This is a genomic window from Kitasatospora sp. MAP5-34 (assembly GCF_029894335.1).
Lineage (GTDB): Bacteria > Actinomycetota > Actinomycetes > Streptomycetales > Streptomycetaceae > Kitasatospora.
This window is the reverse complement of record NZ_JARXZC010000041.1, coordinates 45,223-68,250: the sequence shown is the minus strand read 5'-3', so window position 1 is coordinate 68,250 and position 23,028 is coordinate 45,223. Positions and strand designations below refer to the sequence as shown.

General features: G+C 70.7%; 20 protein-coding genes and 1 riboswitch. Of the genes, 9 read left to right on the top strand and 11 right to left on the bottom strand.

The window, feature by feature from the left end:
* Positions 1 to 308: 308 nt before the first annotated feature.
* Genes P3T29_RS27060 through P3T29_RS27050 form a run of 3 tightly spaced genes read right to left on the bottom strand, consistent with a single transcriptional unit; the run spans position 309 to position 3,585 of the window.
* On the bottom strand, positions 309 to 1,409 hold the full coding sequence (locus P3T29_RS27060) for a low specificity L-threonine aldolase (protein ID WP_280719261.1): 1,101 nt from the start codon (positions 1,407 to 1,409) through the stop codon (positions 309 to 311).
* Positions 1,406 to 2,179 (bottom strand): SDR family NAD(P)-dependent oxidoreductase, encoded by a 774-nt coding sequence (locus P3T29_RS27055; protein WP_280719260.1) that lies wholly within the window; start codon positions 2,177 to 2,179, stop codon positions 1,406 to 1,408. Before P3T29_RS27055 ends, P3T29_RS27060 begins: the two co-directional genes overlap by 4 nt.
* On the bottom strand, positions 2,176 to 3,585 hold the full coding sequence (locus tag P3T29_RS27050) for a DUF6421 family protein (RefSeq protein WP_280719259.1): 1,410 nt from the start codon (positions 3,583 to 3,585) through the stop codon (positions 2,176 to 2,178). Before P3T29_RS27050 ends, P3T29_RS27055 begins: the two co-directional genes overlap by 4 nt.
* Positions 3,586 to 4,040: 455 nt before the next feature.
* On the opposite strand from P3T29_RS27050, the gene P3T29_RS27045 reads away from it, so the two are divergent.
* The 6 genes from P3T29_RS27045 to P3T29_RS27020 all read left to right on the top strand — a co-directional run bounded on the left by P3T29_RS27045 (position 4,041) and on the right by P3T29_RS27020 (position 9,468).
* Entirely contained in the window at positions 4,041 to 4,958 is a 918-nt protein-coding gene (locus tag P3T29_RS27045) for an ABC transporter substrate-binding protein (protein WP_280719258.1), read from the top strand.
* The gene (locus P3T29_RS27040) at positions 4,955 to 5,836 is read left to right on the top strand and encodes an amino acid ABC transporter permease (RefSeq protein ID WP_280719257.1); all 882 of its coding nucleotides are present in this window, start codon (positions 4,955 to 4,957) and stop codon (positions 5,834 to 5,836) included. Before P3T29_RS27045 ends, P3T29_RS27040 begins: the two co-directional genes overlap by 4 nt.
* Positions 5,833 to 6,600, top strand: coding sequence for an amino acid ABC transporter ATP-binding protein (locus P3T29_RS27035; RefSeq protein WP_280719256.1), 768 nt, complete (start codon positions 5,833 to 5,835; stop codon positions 6,598 to 6,600). The genes P3T29_RS27040 and P3T29_RS27035 overlap by 4 nt, the downstream gene beginning before the upstream one ends.
* A gap of 165 nt (positions 6,601 to 6,765) precedes the next feature.
* Entirely contained in the window at positions 6,766 to 7,350 is a 585-nt protein-coding gene (locus P3T29_RS27030; protein WP_280719255.1) for a DUF5134 domain-containing protein, read from the top strand.
* A 151-nt stretch (positions 7,351 to 7,501) separates the two neighbouring features.
* Positions 7,502 to 8,488 (top strand): M56 family metallopeptidase, encoded by a 987-nt coding sequence (locus P3T29_RS27025; protein ID WP_280719254.1) that lies wholly within the window; start codon positions 7,502 to 7,504, stop codon positions 8,486 to 8,488.
* Positions 8,489 to 8,829: 341 nt separating this feature from the next.
* Entirely contained in the window at positions 8,830 to 9,468 is a 639-nt protein-coding gene (locus P3T29_RS27020; protein WP_280719253.1) for a helix-turn-helix domain-containing protein, read from the top strand.
* A gap of 74 nt (positions 9,469 to 9,542) precedes the next feature.
* On the opposite strand, the gene P3T29_RS27015 is transcribed toward P3T29_RS27020, so the two are convergent.
* Complete coding sequence (locus P3T29_RS27015) at positions 9,543 to 10,409, bottom strand: helix-turn-helix transcriptional regulator (protein WP_280719252.1); 867 nt, start codon at positions 10,407 to 10,409, stop codon at positions 9,543 to 9,545.
* A gap of 419 nt (positions 10,410 to 10,828) precedes the next feature.
* Between P3T29_RS27015 and P3T29_RS27010 the strand changes: the two genes are divergently transcribed.
* Entirely contained in the window at positions 10,829 to 11,371 is a 543-nt protein-coding gene (locus tag P3T29_RS27010) for an ATP-binding protein (protein WP_280719251.1), read from the top strand.
* A gap of 368 nt (positions 11,372 to 11,739) precedes the next feature.
* Here P3T29_RS27010 and P3T29_RS27005 read toward each other — a convergent pair whose 3' ends face one another.
* Entirely contained in the window at positions 11,740 to 11,976 is a 237-nt protein-coding gene (locus P3T29_RS27005) for a DUF397 domain-containing protein (RefSeq protein WP_280719250.1), read from the bottom strand.
* 461 nt (positions 11,977 to 12,437) lie between these two features.
* Between P3T29_RS27005 and P3T29_RS27000 the strand changes: the two genes are divergently transcribed.
* Positions 12,438 to 13,325: a hypothetical protein gene (locus tag P3T29_RS27000; protein ID WP_280719249.1), complete on the top strand. Its 888-nt coding sequence runs from the start codon at positions 12,438 to 12,440 to the stop codon at positions 13,323 to 13,325.
* A 477-nt stretch (positions 13,326 to 13,802) separates the two neighbouring features.
* A riboswitch (cyclic di-AMP (ydaO/yuaA leader) is annotated at positions 13,803 to 13,971 on the top strand.
* A gap of 5 nt (positions 13,972 to 13,976) precedes the next feature.
* Positions 13,977 to 15,164: a transglycosylase family protein gene (locus P3T29_RS26995; RefSeq protein ID WP_280719248.1), complete on the top strand. Its 1,188-nt coding sequence runs from the start codon at positions 13,977 to 13,979 to the stop codon at positions 15,162 to 15,164.
* Between the two features lie 133 nt (positions 15,165 to 15,297).
* Here the strand turns inward: P3T29_RS26995 and P3T29_RS26990 are convergent, their stop codons facing one another.
* The 6 genes from P3T29_RS26990 to P3T29_RS26965 form a co-directional block, all read right to left on the bottom strand.
* Positions 15,298 to 16,341, bottom strand: coding sequence for a LacI family DNA-binding transcriptional regulator (locus P3T29_RS26990; protein WP_280719247.1), 1,044 nt, complete (start codon positions 16,339 to 16,341; stop codon positions 15,298 to 15,300).
* A 1-nt stretch (position 16,342) separates the two neighbouring features.
* Positions 16,343 to 18,055 (bottom strand): glycoside hydrolase family 13 protein, encoded by a 1,713-nt coding sequence (locus P3T29_RS26985; protein WP_280719246.1) that lies wholly within the window; start codon positions 18,053 to 18,055, stop codon positions 16,343 to 16,345.
* A gap of 124 nt (positions 18,056 to 18,179) precedes the next feature.
* A complete protein-coding gene (locus P3T29_RS26980) occupies positions 18,180 to 19,109 on the bottom strand; it encodes a carbohydrate ABC transporter permease (RefSeq protein ID WP_280719268.1) in 930 nt (309 codons plus the stop codon).
* A gap of 47 nt (positions 19,110 to 19,156) precedes the next feature.
* Entirely contained in the window at positions 19,157 to 20,158 is a 1,002-nt protein-coding gene (locus tag P3T29_RS26975) for a sugar ABC transporter permease (protein WP_280719245.1), read from the bottom strand.
* Positions 20,159 to 20,273: 115 nt separating this feature from the next.
* Complete coding sequence (locus P3T29_RS26970) at positions 20,274 to 21,557, bottom strand: extracellular solute-binding protein (RefSeq protein WP_280719244.1); 1,284 nt, start codon at positions 21,555 to 21,557, stop codon at positions 20,274 to 20,276.
* Between the two features lie 332 nt (positions 21,558 to 21,889).
* Positions 21,890 to 22,978 carry an aldose epimerase family protein gene (locus P3T29_RS26965; protein WP_280719243.1) on the bottom strand — a complete coding sequence of 363 codons (1,089 nt, stop codon included), beginning with the start codon at positions 22,976 to 22,978 and terminating at the stop codon, positions 21,890 to 21,892.
* Positions 22,979 to 23,028 lie beyond the last annotated feature (50 nt).

Here is a 23,028-nt window from a genome sequence, read left to right as displayed (position 1 = left end):
CATTCGCCGTGCTGCGCTTTCCGACGTCCCAAACTTTAGCCGAACCCCGCTCCATAAAGCGAATCCGGCCGCAATCCATATAAACGCGCACGACAGCCAGCCCGTACGAATACGGGAAGAGCGAAGTGGTGGTTCAGAGGATTGGCCGCCCCGGGACCGTCCGCGCCGATGCGTGTCCGGTGCTCCCTGTCGAGCGACTAGGGAACACTACGCCCGCAGGCCGCTGTGAGCAAGTCAGCCCCTGCCCGACGAAAAAAGCAGGCAGGGGCTGGCAAGCGTCAACGGCACCGGGCATGGCCCGGGCCGGGTCAGAGGCGGCCCATCTCCTCCGCGATGGCGGCGGCGAAGGCGTCGATGTCGCCCTCTGTGGTGTCGAAGGAGGCCATCCAGCGCACCTCGCCGGTGTGCTCGTTCCAGAAGTAGAAGCGGTAACGCTTCTGCAGCCGCTCGCTCACCTCGCGCGGCAGGATCGCGAAGACCGCGTTGGCCTGCACGGGACGGACCAGCGTCACGCCGTCGATGTCGCCGACCGCCTTGGCCAGGCGCTGGGCCATGGCGTTCGAGTGGGAGGCGTTCCGCAGCCAGAGGTCTCCCGACAGGAGGGCCTCGAACTGGACGGAGACGAAGCGCATCTTCGAGGCGAGCTGCATCGACATCTTGCGCAGGTACTTCAGGTTGCGCACGCGCTCGGGGTTGAGGACGACGACCGCCTCGCCCAGCAGCAGGCCGTTCTTCGTACCGCCGAAGGAGAGCACGTCCACGCCGGCGTCCGTCGTGAACGCGCGCAGCGGCAGGCCGAGGGAGGCGGCGGCGTTGGCGATGCGCGAGCCGTCCAGGTGCACGAGCATGCCGTGCTCGTGGGCGTGGTCGCAGATCGCCTTGATCTCTTCGGCGGTGTAGAGCGTGCCGAGTTCGGTGCTCTGGGTGATGGAGACGGCGAGCGGCTGCGCGCGGTGCTCGTCACCCCAGCCCCAGGCCTGCTGGTCGATCAGCTCGGGGGTGAGCTTGCCGTCCGGCGTGGGGACGGTGAGGAGCTTGATCCCGGCGATCTTCTCGGGCGCGCCGCACTCGTCCACGTTGATGTGAGCGGTGGCGGCGGTGATCACCGCGCCCCAGCGCGGGAGCAGCGCCTGCAGGGCGACCACGTTGGCGCCGGTGCCGTTGAAGACGGGGTACGCCTCCGCGCGCTCACCGAAGTGGCGGCGGAAGACGTCCTGGAGGTGGGCGGTGTAGTCGTCCTCGCCGTACGCGACCTGGTGGCCGCCGTTGGCGAGGGCGATGGCCGCCAGGATCTCCGGGTGGACACCCGCGTAGTTGTCGCTCGCGAAGCCGCGCACGGCGGGGTCGTGTCGCCGTGTCGCGTCGGTCGTTTCCGTCCCGGAGGTCGGGACCGGGGTGGAAGAGGTCATCGGGCTGTCAGCCACAACTGCTGTCCGTTCAGTTCTGCTGCCGGGCGGTCCCAGAGGCCCGCGAGGGTGTCGGCGAGGTCGGCGGTGTCGGTGAAGCCGGCGAACTTGGCGTTCGGCTTCTCGGCGCGCATCTCCGGGGAGACCAGTGCCTTGATCACCAGAATGGCAGCCGCAGCGGTCGGCGTGCCGTCGGCGGCGGTGGTCTCCTTGGCGAAGGAGTCGGCCATGGCGAGGGTCCAGGCTTCGGTGGCGGCCTTGGCCGCGGCGTATGCGGCGCCGCCTGCGGTCGGCTTGTGGGCGGCCGCGGCGGAGACCATGGCGTAGCGGCCGGCGGGGCTGCGGACCAGGGCGGGCTGGAAGGCCAGCGAGGTGTGCTGGAGGGTCCGGACGACGGTGTCGTGCAGGAAGTCCCAGTCGTCGATGCGGCTCTCGAAGAAGGTCTTGCTGCCGCGCCAGCCGCCGACCAGGTGGAGCAGGCCGTCGACGTGACCGTGCTCGGCCTCCAGGTGGTCGGCCCAGTCGTGGACCTCCTGCGGGTCGAGGAGGTCGATGACCTGGCCGCTGACCTTCGCGCCGGGTACGGCGGTACGGACGGCGGCGAGGGCGCTGTCGAGCCGCTGCTGGTCGATGTCGGCGCCGATGACGGTGGCGCCGGCGGCCGCGAGGCGGCGCAGGACGGCCTGGCCGGCCGGGCCGCTGGCTCCCGCGACGGCGATCACCTTGCCGTCGAGGCGGGTCGGGACCGAGGTGATGTTCGAGGCGGTGCTCATGCTGCGACTCCCTTTGCGCCGTTGCCGGTGATGCCGGTGGTGGCGGCGATGACGCCGCTGAGCTTCTTGTTCAGGGCCTCGTAGAACATGCTGAGCGGGAACTCGTCGGGCATCACCGCGTCGCACAGGGCCTTGTTGAGGGCCTTGCCGTCGGCGGTGTCGAGCGGGAGCGCCTCGGGGCCCTTGGCCCAGGTGGAGGCGGGGTGCGGCGTGAGGTAGCGGGAGACCAGCTGGTACGCGGCGATCCAGTGGGCGGTCTTGGGCCGGTCGATACCGTCGCGGTAGAGGGTCTCGATCTCGCCGCAGAGGGCGTTGGTGACGTCGGCGACCCGCTCCCAGTCGATGCTGAGGCGGTTGTCGCGCCAGCGCAGCGCGTCGTGCTTGTGCAGGTACGCGAAGAGCAGCTGGCCGCCCATGCCGTCGTAGTTGCGGACGCGGTCGCCGCTGACGGGGAAGCGGAACATCCGGTCGAAGAGGACCGCGTACTGGACGTCGCGGCCCTGCTCGTAGCCCTCGGCCTCCAGGCGGACGGCCTCCTTGAAGGCGGTCAGGTCGCAGCGGAGCTCTTCGAGGCCGTACATCCAGAACGGGCTGCGCTGCTTGATCATGAAGGGGTCGAACGGCAGGTCGCCGTGGCTGTGGGTCCGGTCGTGGACGAGGTCCCACAGGACGAAGGTCTGCTGCGAGCGGGCCTGGTCGGCCAGCAGCTCGGCGGCGTCGGCGGGGATCTCCAGGCCGAGCAGCTTGACGGCCGAGGTGGTGACGGCGCGGAAGCGGGCGGCCTCGCGGTCGCAGAAGATGCCGCCCCAGGTGAACCGTTCCGGCGCCTGGCGGACGGCCACGGTCTCCGGGAAGAGCACGGCGGAGTTGGTGTCGTACCCGGCGGTGAAGTCGGTGAAGGTGATCGGCACGAACATCGGGTTGTCGAAGCGGGTGCGCTCCAGCTCGGCCAGCCACTCGGGCCAGACGACGGTCAGGAGGACGGCTTCGAGGTTGCGGTTCGGGTTGCCGTTCTGGGTGTACATCGGGAAGACCACGAGGTGCTCGAGGCCGTCCTCGCGCTGCGCGGCGGGCTGGAAGGCGAGCAGCGAGTCGAGGAAGTCGGGCTCGCGGTAGCCGGTGTCGGCCCATTTTCTGAGGTCGCCGACGACGGCGGTGAGGTACTCGGCGTCGTGCGGGAAGAGCGGGGTGAGCTCCTCGATCGAGGCCAGCACGGTCGCGAGCAGCGGGTCGACGGCGTGCCGCTGGACGGCGGCAAGGTCGATGGAGCCGTCCTTGGACTGCAGGGGCCGGAGGGCCTCCACCGCGTCCTTGAGGCGCAGCCAGGCGGGGTGAGCCGCGTGGCCGACTGCGGGCTGTGCGGGAAGGTTGGCCGCCACAGCGAGCCCTGGCGAAAGATTCTGCATCTGAGACTCACTTAGACAGGAGTTATTTCGACAGAGACACCATAGGTTCGAAAGGTTCTCCTGTTCAAGGGGGGTTCGACCAGCAACCGGGGAACAGCCGAGGTGTCCACCATTCGGACGCTGTTCTGGATGATCTGGACAGATGTACGGATGGGGTGCGAACCTCCCGCCATGCTCCCGGCGGTGATCCAAGTGGCGGAGCGCCACATCGACCTGCTCCGGGTGTGCTCCTGTTGCCGCGCGCACGGCTGTCGCTGCCGCCACTGACGCCCGGCCCGGGAGGCACCGCGGAGACCTTGCCGTACGCCGACCATGCCCCGAGCCCCGCAGCGCCGCCACCGGGAGATCCGGTGTCCTCACCCCGCGTGCTGGGCACTCTTCCCACGGCTTCCCGTCCGCACTCCCCTGCCTCTGCGTACTCCCCTCTCTTCATCACCTCTCTCTGGAGTCCTGCCATGACCCCTGCGTCCGCCCCTGCTTCCGCCGCTGCCCCCGCGCCACGCCCCCGCCGGGCTGCGGCGCTCACCGCGCTGCTCGTCCTCGCGGCCTCGGCACTGGGCGCCTGCGCTCCGCAGAGCGCCACGACCTCCGGCGGGGGCGCCTCCGGAGCGGCGGCCGGCGGTTGTGTCAAGGGCGGGCTGGGCACCAGGACGGCGGGCGCGCTGACGGTCGGCACGGACAAGCCGGCGTACGCGCCGTGGTTCTCGGACGACAAGCCGGAGAGCGGCAAGGGCTTCGAGTCGGCCGTCGCGTACGCCGTCGCGGACCGGCTCGGTTACCCGCAGGGCAAGGTCAAGTGGGTGGTGAGCCCCTTCAACAAGGCGTTCGCGCCGGGAGCCAAGGACTTCGACTTCGACATCAACCAGGTGTCGATCAACGACGACCGCAAGAAGTCGGTGGACTTCTCCTCCGGCTACTACGACGTGCGGCAGGCCGTGGTGGCGCTGAAGAGCTCCAAACTGGCCGGCGCCAAGAACCTGGCGGACCTGAAGGGCGCCAAGCTGGGCGCACAGGTGGGGACCACGAGCCTGTCGACCATCACCGACCAGATCAAGCCCTCGACGCAGCCCGCCGTCTTCGACGACAACGACCTGGCGAAGTCCGCGCTGAAGAACGGTCAGATCGACGCCCTGGTGGTGGATCTGCCCACCGCCTTCTACATCACCGGTGCCGAGATCACCGACGCCGCCGTGGTCGGCCAGCTGGCGGGCAGCGGCATCGGGGCGGAGCAGTTCGGCCTGGTGCTGGACAAGGGCAGTTCGCTGACCGGCTGCGTCAGCCAGGCCGTGGACTCGCTGCGCGCGGACGGCACGCTGGCGAAGCTGGAGAAGCAGTGGCTGTCCGACGCCGTGTCCGCGCCGGTGCTGAAGTGACGGTCACGGACGCGACGGTGAGCGCGGAGGAGCCGTACCGCCCCTCGGCGCGGCGGCTCGCCCGGGAGGCGTACCGGCGGCAACGGGCGCGGCGGTCCGCGCTGATCGCCGCCGTCAGCACGGGTGCGACGGCGCTGGTTCTCTACCTGGTGATCGTCAACTCGCCGGGGTGGGCGGTCACCCGGAAGACGTTCTTCAGCCTGCACTTCGCGAGGCAGGCTCTGCCGGAGGTGCTCAAGGGCCTGCGGGTGAACCTCGAGCTGATGGTGGTCTGCGGGGCGCTGATCCTGGTGTTCGGGCTGCTGCTGGCGGTGGCGCGGACGCTGCGCGGGCCGGTGTTCCTGCCGGTGCGACTGCTGGCCACGGCGTACGTGGACTTCTTTCTCGGCCTGCCGATGATCATCTGCCTGCTCATCATGATCACCGGCGTACCGGCCCTCCGGCTCACCGGCGTGACCACCGACCCGATGGTGCTCGGCGGAGCGGCGCTGGTGCTGACCTACTCGGCGTACGTCTCCGAGGTGTTCCGCGCGGGCATCCAGTCGGTGCACCCGAGCCAGCGCGCGGCGGCCCGTTCGCTGGGGTTGAGCAACGCCCAGGCGATGCGGTACGTCGTGCTGCCGCAGGCGGTGCGCCGGGTGGTGCCGCCACTGCTGAACAACTTGGTCAGCCTGCAGAAGGACACCGGTCTGGTGTCCATCGGCGGGGTGATCGACGCGGTGTACGCCGCGAAGATCATCGCCGTCCAGTCGTTCAACTACACGCCGTACCTGGTCGCGGGCCTGGTCTTCATCGTGCTGACCGTCCCGATGACCAGGTTCACCGATTGGATCACCGCCCGGATGAACCGCCGCCAGTGGCAGGGAGGACTCGTATGACCACCCCCGCCACCCCCGTGCTGCGGCTGGAGTCCGTACGCAAGAGCTTCGGCGACCAGGTGGTGCTGCGCGACATCAGCATCGACGTGCCCGCGCACTCGGTCACCGCGCTGATCGGCGCCTCCGGCTCCGGCAAGTCCACGCTGATGCGCTGCACCAACCTGCTGGAGGACATCGACGACGGCGCGATCCTGCTGGACGGCGAGGACGTCACCGATCCCCGCGCCGACCAGGACGCGGTGCGGCGGCGGATCGGCGTCGTCTTCCAGGCGTACAACCTCTTCCCGCACATGACCGTGCTGGACAACATCACCCTCGCCCCGCGCCGCGTCCACGGTGTCGGCCGGGCCGAGGCCGAGGACCGGGCGCGCGAGCTCCTGGACCGGCTCGGCCTGGCCGCCAAGGCCAAGGAGTACCCGGACCGGCTCTCCGGCGGGCAGCAGCAGCGGGTGGCGATCGTCCGGGCGCTGGCGACCACGCCACGGCTGCTCCTGCTGGACGAGATCACGGCGGCGCTCGACCCGGAGTTGGTGGGCGAGGTGCTCGCGGTGGTCCGGGATCTCAAGATCCAGGGCATGACCATGGTGCTGTCGACCCACGAGATGAGCTTCGCGCGCGAAGTCGCGGACCAGGTCTGCTTCCTGGACGCCGGCGTGGTGCTCGAACAGGGGCCGCCCGAGCAGGTCTTCGGCGATCCCCGGGAGGAGCGCACCCGGCAGTTCCTCAGCCGGATCGTGGCCGCCGGGAGGCTCGCGCCACAGTAGCCCGCGTCAGAGTAGCCCGCGCCTCAGCAGCCCGCGCACCGGCGCTCGTCGGCCGGTGACAGCCCGTCAACACCTCCGTGCGCCCCCGCGCGCGCCCTGCTGTGCCGGACCGTGATCGGTGATCGTGGACGGTACTCCCGTACGCAGCGGCCGAGAGGGGCACCGATGCACGGTCCGGCCGTCGTCACCTGGCTGTTGGCGGGCCTCACCGCCGGGTCCGGTCTCTACTGCCTGACGCGGTTACGGAGCTCCGCAGCGGCCTGTGCCCTGCCCGGCGCGGGCACCGGCCGCTGGCCGGCCCGCGAGTCGGACGCGGCCGAGGCGCTGATGGGTCTCGGCATGGCGGGGATGGCCCTGTGGCCGACGGTCCTCTGGGGCTGGCTGTACGGGCTGCTCGCCGTCGCCCTGCTGGCGGCGGTGGCCGGGCCGGGTACCACCGGGCTGCGGGCGCACCGGCTGCACCACGGGATCGGGGCACTCGCGATGACGTACATGGCGCTCACGATGGCCGGCGGCTCGGAGCACCTGCACCACCACGGCGCGCCCGTCGGGCTGCCGCTGCTCACCGGAGCGCTGCTGGTCTACTTCGGCTGCTACGCCCTGTGGACCGGGAGCCGGCTGCTGACCGTCTCCGGCGGGGTGGTCGGGCCGGTGCCCGTCGGCGCGCGGGGTGCCGGGGGCGCGGGGGTTTCGCGAGCGTGCCGACTCGCGATGGGGGTCGGGATGTTCGCGATGCTCCTGACCATGTGACGGGCGGTGCCGGCGGGGCTGGCCGGCTGTGGGTGGCCGTCGAGGTGGTGTTGGTCACTGGCGGGTGGAAGGCGTTCCCCGGGCCGACGGCAGCGCGTAGGTTGAGGCGAGCGCACGCCGCGCTCCCGTGTCTCCAGGGGGAGCACCTGCCATGACGGCCCTGCTGAGCCTGCTGCTGCTCGGTCTGCTGCTGTCCACCGTCGCGCCGGGCCGGTTGGCCCGGGCCCGCTGGGCCGAGCGCGAACCCGTTCTGGCGCTGTGCGTCTGGCAGTGCCTGGTGATCGCGGTACTGCTCTGCTGCGTACTGAGCCTGCTGCTCGCCGGTACGGCCGCCCTGCCGGAGCTGCGCACGCTGGTCTTCACGGGCGCGCCGCACGGCGTCGAAGCGGCGTACGGACTCGCGGGCGGCGAGGGCTGGGGGCGGTTCTGTGCGGCGCTGCTGGCGCTCGGCGGGCTGTGGACGGCCTTCTCGCTCACCCGGGAGGTCCGGTCGGCCCGGGTGCTGCGCGGCCGACGGCACGCGCAGCTGAACCGCCGGGCCCCCGAGATCCCGGCCGAACTGACGGCCCGTCGCCCGAAGGCCCGCCGGGCCGATCGTGAGCGGCTGGTGGTCCTGGAGAACCTCCGCCCGGAGGCCTGGTCCCTGCCCGGCCCCGGCGCCCGACTGGTGGTCACCACCGGCGCGCTGCAGCAGTTGAGCGACCGTGAACTGGCCGCCGTGCTCAGCCATGAGCGCGGGCACGTACGGGCCCGGCACCACTGGCTGGCGCAGTGCGCCGAGGCGCTCGCGGCCGGCTTCCCCGGGGTGGGGGTGTTCAGCGCCTTCCGGGACCAGGTCGGCGAACTGATCGAGCTCGCCGCCGACGACCGTGCGGCGCGGCGGCACGGCAGGCTGACGACGGCCCTCGCGCTGGTCGAGCTGAACTCCGGGAACGGGGTCTTCGGCGCCTGCCACTCCGTCCCGACGGCCCGTACCCCGCAGCTCGCCGCACAGGCGCCACGCCGGGTGGACCGGCTGCTGGCGGGCGAACCCCGCCTACCGATGGACCACCGGCTACGGCTGACACTCGCCGCGCTCGCCGCACCGGCCACCGTGCTGCTGCTCGCGGCCGCACCGGGGCTGTCCGCGCTGCGTTAGGCCCTCTCCGGCAAGGCCGGGCACCGGTCCGCGCCCCCGCGCGCAGCGGCGCCCGGTTCGGGAACGTCCTGGCGCGCGAGCGGCCAGCGCGAATGCTCCGGCGTACGCGCTCGGCAGGAACGCGTGCCAGGCCGAGCTGCTGACGGGCAGCCGACCCCTCGATGCCCGGTAGGAGCCGACTCCACCAAACCCCCGTGTTGGTGGAGTCGGCTCTCCGTACGGGACTGTTGCACGCCGGAGCCCGGAGCCTCCAGCCAAGGGAGTATCCGGACACGGCCTGCACCGGTCCTGGCCACACCAGTATATTGACCGGGAGCCAACCAACGTACGGAGCAGACACGATGGCACCTCGCGGGGATTCGGTCAACGAGGAAATGCGCCAACGCTCCCGCCACCGAATCCTGCGGGCCACCGTCGAGCTGGTGGACCAGCGCGGATACGCCCGCACCACGCTCGGCGACATAGCCGAACGCGCGGGGACGGCCCGAGGCCTGGTCTCGTACTACTTCGAAGGCAAGCGGCTCCTGATGCAGGTGGCCTGCCACCGGCTGATGCACCTGGAACTGGCCGGCGCGCTCGCGAAGGTGCCCCCAGGGGCGAACCCGGACGCCCGGCTGGCCACCGGCATCGACGCGCTCCTGACGTTCGCGCTGGAGCACCCCCGGGTGATGCGTTCACACCTCGCGCTCATCCTCGACCCGGACGTCGGCGCGTTCCTGCAGGACCCGGAGCAGCAGCAGCTCGGCGCGATCCTGCGGGAGCTGCTGAGGAGTTGGGGGGCGACCGATCCGGCCGCCGAGCACGCGGTGCTGCGCAGTGCGCTGATGGGCGCCTGCATCGGCATCCTGCTACCGGGGGCGCCGATCCCGCTGGCCCCCATCCGGGCGGACCTGTTCGCCCGCTACGGCCTGGCCTGGAGCCTGGGCACACCACCCCAGCCGGACGCCCCCGCCCGCCCGCAGCCCCCGCACCGGGACTGACCGAGCGCCTCGCGGGGAGCCGCCGAGGCCCAAGCCCAGCGCCCGACGCCCAACCCCCAGCGCCGGACGTCGCGTCAGCGCTCAGCGAGGATGGCGGTGAGCAGGTCTATCGTCCGGTCCGGGGTGAGGCTGTCGACGCAGAGCCGCTCCATGACCTGCACGTAGGCGTCCACGTCGTCCCGCTTGTCCAGGTAGAGCGCGCTGGTGAGCTGCTCCAGGTAGACCACGTCCGCGAGGTCCTGCTCCGGGAAGCGCAGGATGCTGAACGCCCCGCTCTCCCCCGCGTGCATGCCGAAGCGGAACGGCATGACCTGGATCACCACGTTGGTCTGCTCGGCGACGTCGATCAGGTACTGGACCTGGGCGCGCATCACCTCGGGGCCGCCGACCGGCCGACGCAGCGCGGCCTCGTCGATGACCGCCCACAGACGGGGGCTCTGACCCTCGGTCAGCAGCTTCTGGCGGCGCATCCGGAGACCGAGTCGGCGTTCCAGCTCCTCCTCGCTGATCACCGGGCGGGTCTGGGCGAAGATCGCGCGGGCGTACTCCTCGGACTGGAGCAGGCCGGGGATGAACTGCACCTCGTAGGTGCGGATCAGCGCCGCAGCCTCCTCCAGGCCGACGTAGGTCTGGAACCAGTTCGGCAGAACGTCGTTGAAACTGTGCCACCAGCCGGACTTGTTGGCCTCGCGGACCAGGCCGAGCAGGGCCTCGCGCTCGCCGGTGTCGGTCACGCCGTAGAGGCTGAGCAGGTCGGCGACGTCGCGCTCCTTGAAGCTGACCCGGCCGAGCTCCATCCTGCTGATCTTGGACTCGGAGGCACGGATCGCGTAACCCGCGTCCTCGCGGGTGATCCCGCGGCCTTCCCTGAGCCTGCGCAACTGGGAGCCGAGGAGGATCCGGCGCACCATCGAGCCACCGCTCGGCTGAACTGTGGTCATGCCGTCCAAACCTCCGCCTCGGGCAAACAGGGCACAGTCTGCCATCAGTTGAGCGCTCAGGGTGCCGGTACTGACAGAACGATCTACCAGTTCTGCATCAGATCCCCCATGATGCACGTGCATTCGGCGCTTGCATATGCCAATAGTGCGACTGCACGTGAATCGACTCTTGCATCTGCCGTGGGCGCAGAGGACCATGGTGCACGTGCACCTGCACATCCCTGGCAATCCCGCGGGCTCCGCGTCGACCCCACGCGCGATACCGCACACCTCACCCGGTCGCGCCCCCGCGTGGCTGGGCACCCGTGTGCGTACGCGGCGGTGTCGAGGAGGCGGCCGCGCGGCCGAGCGAGTCGGAGGTGACCGGCATGACCCCGGCGGGTCCAGCCGTGTCGGCCCCCTTATGGGAGGAGCTCTTCATGAGCACAGGTACGGCTCTCGCGGTCGACCCCCACGTGGTCACCTGTACTCTCGCACCTCGGCTCGAAGCTGTGCGAACAGCAAGGGAGTTCGCCAGATCGACGCTCCAGGACTGGGGGCTCGGCGCACTCTTCGACGATGTCGCGCTGGTGGCCTCCGAACTGGTGACCAACGCACTTCGCCATGCCCTCGACCCCGGCCGGGAGAACCAGGCCGCGATCGAGCCCAGCCACTTCCCCGTGCAGCCCGGCCCCCGGCAGGCCGAGCAACGCCAGCAGCTCACCGGCCACACCCTGCCGATTCGAATAAGCCTGGTGCACCGCGCGCCGCAGGTGGTCTGTGCGGTGAGCGACCCGAGCAGCAGCGGGCCGGTGGCTCGCGAGGCCGACTTCGTCGCCGAGTCCGGCCGGGGGCTGCACCTGGTCGACTCCTTCAGCCGCTCCTGGGGCTGGCACCCGCTGGCGGGCGCCGGCAAGGTCGTCTGGGCCCTCTTCGAGGCCGAGTCCGGCGAACCCGCCGGGCGGCACCGCCGCTCGGCCTGATCCTGGCCGGCCCGACTTCCGCCCAGCCCGACCCTCGGTCAACCTGACTCTCAGTGGGCCTGACTCTCAGCCGGTCTGACTTCTGCTCAGCCTGGCCCCGGACGCGCGTCGTACGGGGCCTGAGCCGTTTGATGCACGCACACACGTACCGGGAGACCAGCCCCACCGAGGGTATCGGGGGCCCGAAGACCGGGCCCACACCGGGCCATGGCGAGGGAGTCATGGCGAGGGGGCCGGGGCGAGGGGCCCGGGCCGGGTGAACAGGTCGGGAAACAAATGGGGGGAAGCAAGTGGGGAGAACAAGACGAAGGCCGTCGCGGTGACGTGAGCCACGACGGCCTTTCCGTACCAGGGGAGAAAACAGCGGCTCAGACCGCCAGGTGGTCGAACTCCCCGTCCTTCGCGCCGAGCAGCAACGCCGCTATCTCGGCCCTGGTGTAGATCAATGCGGGCCCCGCCGGGAAGCGGGAGTTGCGCATGGCCACATCACCCCCCGGCAGCGCGGCGAACTCCACACAGTTGCCCTGCGAGTTGCTGTGCCGGCTCTTCTGCCAGACCACACCTTCGAGGTCCGCAGCCGCCATGCCGTTGTACGTGTTCTGCATTGAAATCTCCCGACCTGCCTGGCGTTCGCCTCACTTGACGTGATGATAACTCCAGTGCACGTGCATCAGCACGGGAAGTTGCGCGTGCATAAGCCACTGTCACGCACCGATATCCCCTTACCAGCCAGCACAGTTGACGCCCCGTAAGCGGACATACCAGGTCGAATCACAAGTACTTCGATGACGCCCTGTATAGACAGCGCGGCGGCGCGTTGATCTTGAGGCCGACAGGACCCGGCTCACGGTCCGTCACCTGCCGAGGTGACTGTGAGGCACGTCACGCCGCGTCACGCCGGAGTCGGCGGCGCACCGGCAGGGCCCCGGCGGAACACCGACGAGACGGAGTGTCAGCAGGTCAAGGGTGAGTTTTGGTGGCAAATGTCCCTATTTTCAAAGAACAGATCGCGCCGGAACGGGATCCGACTGCAGGCCGGGCCGCAGAATGTCCTACGATCTCCGCCATGAGCACCGCAGCCATCCCGGGCGCGCCACTGCCCGTCCGAACCCCAGGCTCCCGTGCGCGGGGGCGCCACCGCCGCCCCGAGCGCCCCGAGGTCCCGACCGGGGCCCCGGCCCTGGTGCTGGCCGTCCCGGCCACCGCCGGGCCCGAGGCGCGACCCGTTGTCGATGAACTGCTCTCCGTCGTTCGCGGCGAGCAGCCGGGCATCGAGGCCACCGCCGCGTACCTGGCGGCCCCCGGCACCGAGTACGACCCCAGCGCGCCCACCGTGGCCGCCCTGCTGGCCCAGGCGGCCGAGGCCGGGCAGCCACTGCCCGTCCTGGTGCCGCTGCTGGCCGGTCCGCACGGCTTCCTGACGGAGCTGCAGCAGCTCGCCGCCGAGGCCGGCACGACCGTCACCGACGTGCTCGGCCCGCACCCGCTGCTCGCGGAGGCGGTGCACGTCCGGCTCTCCGAGGCCGGGCTGGCCCGCGCCGACCGCGCCAGGCTGTTCGCGATCACGACGGCTGCCGACGGCGTGGTACTGACCACGGTCGGCGGCGAGGAGGCCGCCTCGGCGGCCGGGATCACCGGCGTGCTGCTGGCCGCCCGCCTCGCGGTGCCGGTCGTGGCCGCCGCCATGGACGTCCCCGGCTCGGTCGCGGCCGCCGTCGACCACCTCCGGGCCACCGGCTCGGTACGCCCCGCGCTGGCCCCGCTGGTGATCGGCCCCGAGGCCGACCCGGAGCTGCTCGCCCAGGCCGCCGAGGAGACCGGCTGCCCCAGCGCCGCGCCGATCGGCACCTACCAGGCCGTCGGCCAGCTGATCGCCTCGACCTACCTCGCCGCGCTGAACCTCCCCGCGCCCGGCGAGTCCCCGGTCGAGGCCGAGGAGCGGCCGGTCGGCTGACCTGCCAGCACTGCTCCGTACCGCTTGTACGACATCCGTACTGCTTGGACGGCACGACGAGGGGCCCCGCTGCGGGGCCCCTCTCGCGTTTCCCGGGCCCATTCCCTCACGCCGCTCTCCCGGGGTCTTCCCGCACCCGCAGGCACTCTCCTTCGACCCGGTCGGCCCGGGTCTTTCGACCCTGGCCTCGGCCGGGCCGGCATCGTCGAATGCTTCGTAGACGATCTACTAACTTGAGACCACCAATCGGGCGTCGGAATCTGAGGCATGGACAGCTCCGGCCCACGGAACGGGCAATGCTCGAAAATGACCGAATTCGATCGGGTCGGCCGACATATTTCGATCATGGAAGACCAGAAAATGATCTGTGAGCGCCATCACAGGTGTTTGCAGTTTCAACTTAAGTCTGTCTAACGTGCTCCCGTTCGTGGTCACACGGACCCAGCTCATCCGGAACGCCGAGTCCTGCCGCCGGACGAGCTGGCATCGCAGAAACGCACCATGGCAGGGGCGGGGGAACCAGGTAAGTCGCCGGTCAGCGGTCCTCGGACCGCTGGTCGGCTTGGGGTGAAGCCGTGCTCAGCACGGCCGGGCAACTCCAGCCCGAATCCGACAGCTCACCTCGCAGGCGTGGGAGAGGAACGCTTTTTCATGCTGCCCATCAATGCCACCAAGCGCACCCGTCGTCTGATCGCCGCCACCGGCGTCGTCGGCCTCGGTCTCTCGATCCCGTGCATCACCGCCGGTGTCGCCTCGGCCGCCCCGGTCTCCACCTGGGACAAGGTCGCCCAGTGCGAGAGCACCGGCAACTGGAGCATCAACACCGGTAACGGCTTCTACGGCGGCCTGCAGTTCACCTCCAGCACCTGGGCCGCCTACGGTGGCACCCAGTACGCCGCCCAGGCCAACCTGGCCACCAAGGGCCAGCAGATCGCCGTCGCCGAGAAGGTGCTCGCCGACCAGGGCCCCGGCGCCTGGCCGGTCTGCTCCATCCAGGCCGGTCTGACCAAGGGCGGCGCCGCCGCCCAGGTCGACACCAGCGGCTCCAACACCCCGGCCCCGCAGGCCGCCGCCCCCGCGCCGGTCACCCGCCACGCCGCCCCGAAGGCCGCCGCCTCGGTGGCACCGGAGGCCGCTCCCGCCGCCCCGGCCGCCGCTCCCGCCACCGACAAGTCGTACACCGTGGTCGCCGGTGACTGGCTCTCCTCCATCGCCCAGAAGAACAGCGTCCAGGGCGGCTGGCAGAAGCTGTACGACCTCAACAAGGCGCAGCTGGGCAGCGACCCGGACGTCATCTACCCGGGCCAGCAGCTCAGCCTCGGCGGCAACGTCGCCGTCGCCGCGCCGGCCCAGGAGGCCCCGGCCGCCCCCGCCGCCCCGCAGCAGAGCGCGCCGCAGGCCACCACCCGGACCACCTCGGCCCACCACAGCAGCACCATCACCGCTGCCCCCGCCGCCGCCCAGGCCCCGGCCGCGACCGGCAGCAAGGCCGCCGCGGTCGCCTTCGCCGAGTCCAAGCTCGGCCAGGCGTACGTCTACGGTGGCACCAGCGACGGTGGTTGGGACTGCTCCGGCCTGACCCAGGCCGCCTACCGCCAGGCCGGCATCACGCTCCCCCGCGTGGCCGCCGACCAGGCCGACGCCACCACCCGCGTCTCGCTGGACAGCCTGCAGCCGGGCGACCTGCTGTTCTGGTCCAACAACGGCAGCAACTCCGGCGTCTACCACGTCGCCATGTACGTCGGCGGTGGCCAGTACGTCGAGGCCGCCAACCCGAGCGCCGGTGTGAAGATGGAGTCCATCAGCAACTGGGCCCCGGACTTCGCCGGTCGCGTCTGACACGCGTAGCCGTACCTGCTGTACCCGCTGCCCCCGGAGAACTGGTCGTCTCCGGGGGCAGCGCCAGGTCCGGACCCACCACAGCACGACGATCCCGCAGAGCGAAGCTCTGCGGGATCGTGCCGTACCGGGACTACTTCGGGTTGGCGCCGGTGGAGCCGCGCATGACCAGTTCGGGCTGGAACATGAACTCCGCGCGCTGGCCCGGGCTGCCGCCGACCTCCTCGAGGAGGGCGTCCACGGCTGCGGTGGCCATCGCCTCGACGGGCTGGCGGATGGTGGTCAGCGGCGGTTCGGTGAAAGCTATCAGCGGCGAGTCGTCGAAGCCGACCACCGAGATGTCCTGCGGGACGGACAGCCCGCGCTGGCGGACCGCCCGGATCGCGCCGAGCGCCATCATGTCGGAGCCGCAGACGATCGCCGTGCAGCCCTTGTCCAGCAGCGCGCCGGCGGCCGCGTGCCCGCCCTCCACGCTGAACAGCGTGTGGTGGACCAGGCCCTCGGCCTCTTCGGGGGTCTTGTGCAGCAGGGCCTGGACGGCCGCCGTGAAGCCCTCGATCTTGCGCAGCACCGGGACGTAGCGGCGCTGGCCGACGGCCAGGCCGATCCGTTCGTGGCCCAGCTCGACCAGGTGCTGGACGGCCATCCACATCGCCGCACGGTCGTCCGGGGAGATGAACGGCGCGGCGATCTTCTCGCTATACCCGTTGATCAGCACGAACGGGACCTGACGGCCCGTCAGCTTGGCGTACCGGTCGTGGTCTGCGGTGGAGTCCGCGTGCAGGCCCGAGACGAAGACGATTCCGGCGACCCCCCGGTCCACCAGCATCTCCACCAACTCGTCCTCGGTGGAGCCGCCCGGCGTCTGGGTGCAGAGCACCGGCGTGTAGCCGTGGCGGCTCAGCACCTGCTCGATCACCTGGGCCAGCGCGGGGAAGATCGGGTTGCTCAACTCCGGGGTGATCAGCCCGATCAGGCCGGCGCTGCGCTGGCGCAGCCGGGTGGGCCGCTCGTAGCCGAGCACGTCGAGCGCCGCCAGCACGGTCTGCCGCGTGGTGGCGGAGACGCCCGCCTTGCCGTTGAGGACGCGGCTGACGGTCGCTTCACTGACCCCCGCCTGCGCCGCGATGTCCGAGAGTCGCGCCGTAGTCACGATCCCAGAGCCTATTGCACCCATGTCAGACCGCCCACCAAATGGCGCTGTCGGCCGGCAGAACGGTCTCCCCCGCCACCACCACGACCTCGGTCGAGGCGAGCAGCACCGAGCCCGGCGCGGTCGTCCGGACCGGCTCGGCGCCGGTGTTCACCGTGCAGACGAACGAGCCCTCGGCCGAGTCGCGGCGGAAGGCGAGCACGCCCTCCGGGGTGTCCAGCCAGGTCACGGCCGTGCCCGCGCCGAGCGCGGGGTGCTCGCGGCGGACGGCCAGCGCGCTGCGGTAGAGCTCCAGGGTGGAGGTCGGGTCACCGGTCTGGACGTCCACGCTGAGCGAGGCCCACTCGGCGGGCTGCGGCAGCCAGCTGGGGCCGCCGACGGTCGGGCCGAAGCCGTACGGGGCCTCGGTGCCGGACCACGGGATCGGGACGCGGCAGCCGTCGCGGAAGCCGTCCTGGCCGGCCTGGCGGAAGAAGGACGGGTCCTGGCGGACCTCGTCGGGCAGGTCGGTGACGTCCGGGAGGCCGAGTTCCTCGCCCTGGTAGACGTAGGCCGAGCCGGGCAGCGCGAGCATCAGCAGGGTGGCGGCGCGGGCCCGGCGCAGGCCGAGTTCGCGGTCGCCGGGGGTGCGGATCTGGGTCCCGCCCGGCGGGTTGGCGAAGCGGGTGGCGTGCCGGGTGACGTCGTGGTTGGACAGCACCCAGGTGGTGGGCGCGTCGACCGGGCGCATCGAGTCGAGCGAGACGTCGATGACCTCGCGCAGCGCGGCGGCGTCCCAAGCGGTGCCCAGGTACTGGAAGTTGAAGGCCTGGTGCAGCTCGTCCGGGCGGACGTAGTTGGCGGTGCGCTGGACGGTCGGGGTCCACGCCTCGGCGACGCCGATCCGCTCACCCGGGTACTCGTCGAGGATCCTGCGCCAGGTGCGGTAGATCTCGTGCACACCGTCCTGGTCGAAGAACGGCATCACGTCGTTGCCGAGCAGCTTGAGCTGGTCGCCGCCGCCGATGTCGGGCAGGCCCTCGGCCTTGACCAGGCCGTGCGCGACGTCGATCCGGAAGCCGTCCACGCCCATGTCCAGCCAGAACCGCAGGATCGAGCGGAACTCGTCGGCGACGGCCGGGTTCTCCCAGTTGAAGTCGGGCTGCTCCGGCGCGAACAGGTGCAGGTACCAGTCGCCGGGCGTACCGTCCGGGTTGGCGCTGCGCGTCCAGGCCGGGCCGCCGAAGATGGACTCCCAGTCGTTGGGCGGGAGTTCGCCGTTCGCTCCCTTGCCGGGGCGGAAGTGGTAACGCTCGCGCAGCGCGGAGCCCGGGCCCTCGCGCAGGGCGCGCTGGAACCACTCGTGCTGGTCGGAGGAGTGGTTCGGGACCAGGTCGACGATGATCCGCAGGCCCAGCTCGTGGGCGTCCCGGATCAGCGCGTCGGCGTCCAGCAGGTTGCCGAACATCGGGTCCACCGCGCGGTAGTCGGCGACGTCGTACCCGGCGTCGGCCTGCGGGGAGGCGTAGAACGGGGAGAGCCAGACGGCGTCCACGCCGAGGTCCCGCAGGTACGGGAGGCGGCTGCGGATGCCGGGCAGGTCGCCCATGCCGTCGCCGTTGGAGTCGGCGAAGCTGCGCGGGTACACCTGGTAGATGACCGCGTCACGCCACCAGCCTCTGGACCCGGACGCGTTCGCGGCGGGAACGGCGGCGGGAACGGCGGCGGGCCGGGAGGTGGCGGCCAGGTTCTGGGTCATGACAGTCATCCCTTGGGGACTAGGTGTCGTCCCGGTCGCCCGGGGAGCGGGCGGCCGGTGCGCGGTAACAGGCAGAAGATAAAGGAGAGTTGCGGACTGTGCTCGCGTCAGGACTGTGCTCGCGTCAGGACTTGGCCGCACCGGCCGTCAGACCGGAGACCAGGTGGCGCTGCACAAGGTAGAAGACCACTGCGGCGGGGATCGCGATCAGCACGGAGGTGGCGGCCATCAGGTTCCACTGGCTCTCGTACTGGCTCACGAAGCTCTGCAGGCCGACGGCGAGGGTGTACTTGCCGGAGCCGAGCATGAAGGTCGACGCGTAGGCGACCTCGGCCCAGGCGGTGAGGAAGGAGTAGAACGCCGCCACCGCCAGGCCCGGCCGCGCGAGCGGGATGATGAGGCGCCAGAAGGTGCCGAACGGGGTGAGCCCGTCGACCCGGCCGGCCTCGTCGATCTCCACCGGGATGGTGTCGAAGTAGCCCTTCATCAGCCAGGCGCAGTACGGCACGGTGGTGGTCAGGTAGACCAGGATCAGGCCGAGGTAGCTGTCCAGCAGCTTCAGCTCGGACAGGATCGTGTACAGCGGGACCATCAGCACGGTGACCGGGAACATCTGGGTCACCAGCAGGGTCCACATCAGCTGGCGGTGACCGGGGAAGCGCATCCGGGAGACCGCGTAGCCGGCGGTCGCGGCGACCAGGACGCCGAATACGGTGGTACCGCCCGCGACGACGACCGAGTTGCCGAACCAGGTGAAGAAGTCGGTGTGGAACAGCACCTTGGAGAAGTTCGACAGGGTCGCCTTGCCGAAGATCGCCCCGGGGTGCAGGTAGTCCATCTTGTCCGGGCCGAGCGAGATGTACGCGATGTACAGGACCGGGAAGAGCGCGACCAGGCTCGCGACGATCAGCGTGCCGTGCGCGAGCGCGGTGGCCAGCGGGCTGCTCTCGCCCCGGCCGCGCACCTTGGCGGGGCGGGGAGCCGGAGCCGGCTCGGTGGCGGGTCGTTCGGCGGTGGGTCGTTCGGCGGTGGGTCGTTCGGCGGTGACGGTCATCTGGCTGCCTGCCTCGTCGTGGTCACTGGGCTGGGTACGGGCGGCGGTCATCGGGTGGCCTCCTCGTTCCGGGCCAGCCAGCGGCGGTAGAAGCTGGTGAAGACGATCAGGATCGAGAGCAGCAGCACGCCGTAGGTCGCGGACTGGGCGAAGTCCCGGGGCTGCTGGCCGAAGCCGAGGTAGTAGGCCCAGGTGACCAGGATGTTCACGTCCGGAGCGTTGGTGCCGAACAGGATGAAGATGACGGTGAACTGGTTGAACGTCCAGATCACACCGAGCAGCACCACCGTGCTGCTGACGTTGCGCAGCCCCGGCAGGGTCACGTGGCGGAACCGCTGCCAGGGGGTGGCGCCGTCCATCTCGGCGGCCTCGTACAGCTCGGCCGGGATGGACTGCAGGCCGCCGAGCAGCGAGACCATCATGAACGGCACACCGCACCAGGTGTTGACGATGATCGCGGCGGCCTTCATGGCCAGCGGGTCGGAGAGCCAGGAGGGTTCGGGCAGACCGACCGAACCCAGCAGCGTGTTGACCGCGCCGCCGTCGGCGAGCATCAGCCGCCAGGAGAAGACGGTGACGAAGGTCGGCACCGCCCAGGGCAGGATCAGCAGCATCCGGTAGAGGCCCCGGGCCCGGAGCTTCTGGTTCATCAGCAGCGCCAGGCCCAGGCCGATCGCGAAGGTGACGGTGACGCAGATGACCGTCCACGCGATGGTCCAGACGAAGTGCGACCAGAACCGGTCGTAGGAGCCCGGGCCCCAGAGCACGTCGGCGTAGTTGTGCAGACCGATGAAGTGGTAGGTGGCCGGGATGTGCTTGAGGCCGATCTGGCGCGCCGAGTTGAGGCTGTTGGCGTCGGTGAGCGTCAGGTAGATGCCGTTGACCAGCGGGTAGCCGACCAGCACGCCGAGCACGATGACGACCGGCGCGACCATCGCGTAGGCGTACCAGTACTTGCTGTACGAGAGCTTGAGGCGCTGGACGAGGCCGGGGCGCGGTTCGCGCTCACGACTCCGCCGGCTGGGAGCGCCCTGCACGGCGACTGCCATTTTTGACACCTTTTCGGGAGGTCCGGCCGCCTCGCCGGCGACTGCTGCTGTTCACTGCGTTCGTGCGGGAGGCCGCCCGGCCCGCTGTCAGGCGGGGCCGGGCGGCCGGGTGGGTCTACTTCGTGAAGCCGGGGAGCAGCTTCGCGTAGTCGACGGCGGTGGCGTCCAGGCCGGCCTGGGTGCCGGCCTGGCCCTGGACGATCTTGCCCAGGTTGGTGCCGATGGAGCCGAACAGCGAGCTGTACTCGGGCAGTTCGGGGCGCGGCTGGGCGACGGGCAGGATCGCCTGGAAGCCGGCGATACCCAGGTTGGCCTTGACCTCGGCGGTGTACGCGTCGGAGCGGGTCGGCAGGGTGTCGTTCTTCAGCGCGAGGAAGGTCTGGCTCTCGGCGGAGGTCAGGAACCCGGCCAGCTTCTCGGCGGCGGCCTTGTGGGCGGCGTCCGAACCGGCGTAGACGGCGACGTTGTGACCGCCGGTCGGGGCGCCGGCCTTGCCGGTCGAGCCGGCCGGGACGGCCGCGATGCCGAGGTTGGCCTTGTCCGCGAAGGCGGAGCCCTTGTAGATGTTGGTGAGCTCCCACGGGCCGTTGATGATCGCCGCGACCTTGCCGCTGTTGAAGGCGTCCATCATGTGCGCGTATGAGTCGGTCGTCACGTCGGCCTTGACGGTGCCGGGCGCGGTGAACATCGACTTGTAGGTCTCGACGGCCTTGGCGGCCTCGGGCGAGTTGATGGTGATCTTCTTGTTGGCGGCATCCACCATGTTGGTGCCCTCGCCGTACAGGAAGGGCATCGCGTAGTAGCCGTCACCGGCGCGCATGAAGAAGCCGTCGACGCCGGCCTTGTCCTTGACCAGCGCGGCGTCGGCCTTCAGCTCGTCCCAGGTCTTGGGGGCGGCGGTGATGCCGGCCTTGGCGAACAGCGCCTTGTTGTAGAGGAAGCCGAGGGTGTCGGTGACCAGCGGCACACCGTAGAGCTTGCCGTCGTACTTGGCCTGCTGGATCAGGCTGGCCTGGAACGCGGAGGTGTCGGTGGCGGCGGGGGTGCCGTCGAGCGGCTCCAGGTAGCCGCCCTTGGCGAAGGCGGAGGTCCAGCCGACCTCGGAGCGGAAGACGTCCGGCGCGCCCGAGGCACCCATCGCGGTCTGCAGCTTGTTCTGCGCCTGGTCGAACGGCACGTTGACGAAGTTGACCTTGATGTTCGGGTTGGCGGCCTCGAACTTGCTGACCAGCGCCTGGTAGTTCGGCGCCTCGTTGGTGGCGTTCGAGGTGTCCCAGTACGTGATGGTGACCGGGCCGTCGGCGGCCTTGGTGTCCGAACCGGAGCCGCTACTGCCACAAGCCGCGAGAGAGACCGCGAGGGCCGCAACGAGGGCAGAGGCCGCGATGCCACGCCGCATGAGAACTCCTAGAAAGGTGGGGGTGCCCGAGGGAGGGGGGAGGACCGCGCATAATGGCTGTCCCGCACCGACCGCCGTTACGGCCGTCGGGCTTGGGGAGGAACGTAACAGCGATGCAATCGTCGCCGAAAGTCCTTGCAGCAAGTTTCTGCAAGATCCGGCGATCGTTACGCGCGCGTGTCCCGGGCGTTGCCACTTGGTGTTGAGATCCCGACGAGCAGGCGCCGGCCACAGACAGGGGCGCGAGGAACTGCGCGAAACCGGAAGGCGACAACCTGTGCCCTACCGCGTTCGCGCAGTTCCTCGCGCCCTGTCCGTCGCTGACCGGGTGTCTACCTCCCCGCGCAGCCGAGCCGCAGCAGCGTGGTGGAGCGGAACTCCTGCCCGGGCCGCAGCTCGGTGGAGGGGTACGAGGGCTGGTGGGGCGAGTCCGGGTGGTGCTGGGTCTCCAGCGCGATCCCCGCGTACGGCCCGTACGGCACCCCGCTCGCGCCCGTCACCGCGCCGTGGAAGGTGTTGGCGGTGTAGACCTGCAGCCCGGGCTCGGTGGTGAGCACCTCCAGGGTGCGCCCGCTGCCCGGGTCCTCCAGCAGGGCGGCCCGGGCCGGGGTGCCGTCGGCGGGGCGGGGCCGGAGCACCCAGTTGTGGTCGTAGCCGCCGGGGCCGGTCAGCTGCGGGTGGTCGTCGTGGATGGACTTGCCGACCGGGCGCGCGGTGGTGAAGTCGAACGGGGTGCCCGCCACCGGCTCGTACGGCCCGTACGGGATCTGCCGCTCGTCGGCGGGGGTGTACTCGTCGGCGTCCAGGGTGAGCAGGTGGCCCAGGATGTCGCCGCTGCCCTCGCCGGCCAGGTTGAAGTAGGCGTGGTTGGTCAGGTTGACCACGGTGGGGCGGGTGGTGACGGCCCGGTACTCGATCGCGAGGGTGTCCGCCGCGAGGGTGTAGGAGACCCATACGTCCAGCGCGCCGGGGAAGCCCTGGTCGCCGTCCCGGCTGTGCAGGTGGAGCCGGACGCCGCCGGGGATCTCCTCGGCGGTCCAGATCCGGTTGGCGAAGCCGTCCGGGCCGCCGTGCAGGGTGACGCCGTTCCCGGTGGCGGCGAGCGGGTGGTCCTTGCCGTCCAGGGTGATCCGGCTGTCCGCGATCCGGTTGGCGTAGCGGCCGACGGTGGTGCCGTAGTGGCGGGCGCCGCCGAGGATCTGGCCCAGCTCGTCGGTGCTGAGCAGCAGCTGCCCCGGGGTGCCGGAGCGGTCCGGCGCGGTGAGGGTGTGCAGGGTCGCGCCGAGTGTCAGGACGGTGGCCTCGATCCGGCCGCCGCCCGGACGCTCCGTGCGGAGCGTCCAGCGCTCGATGGCCGCACCCGCGCCGGTCGCGTCGAAGGATTCGCGTCCGACCTCGGTGGCTGCTGCCGACCCTGCCATGGCCCGCTCCCTACTCATCCCGGTCCGGGACATGTCCGACTGTGGGGGTT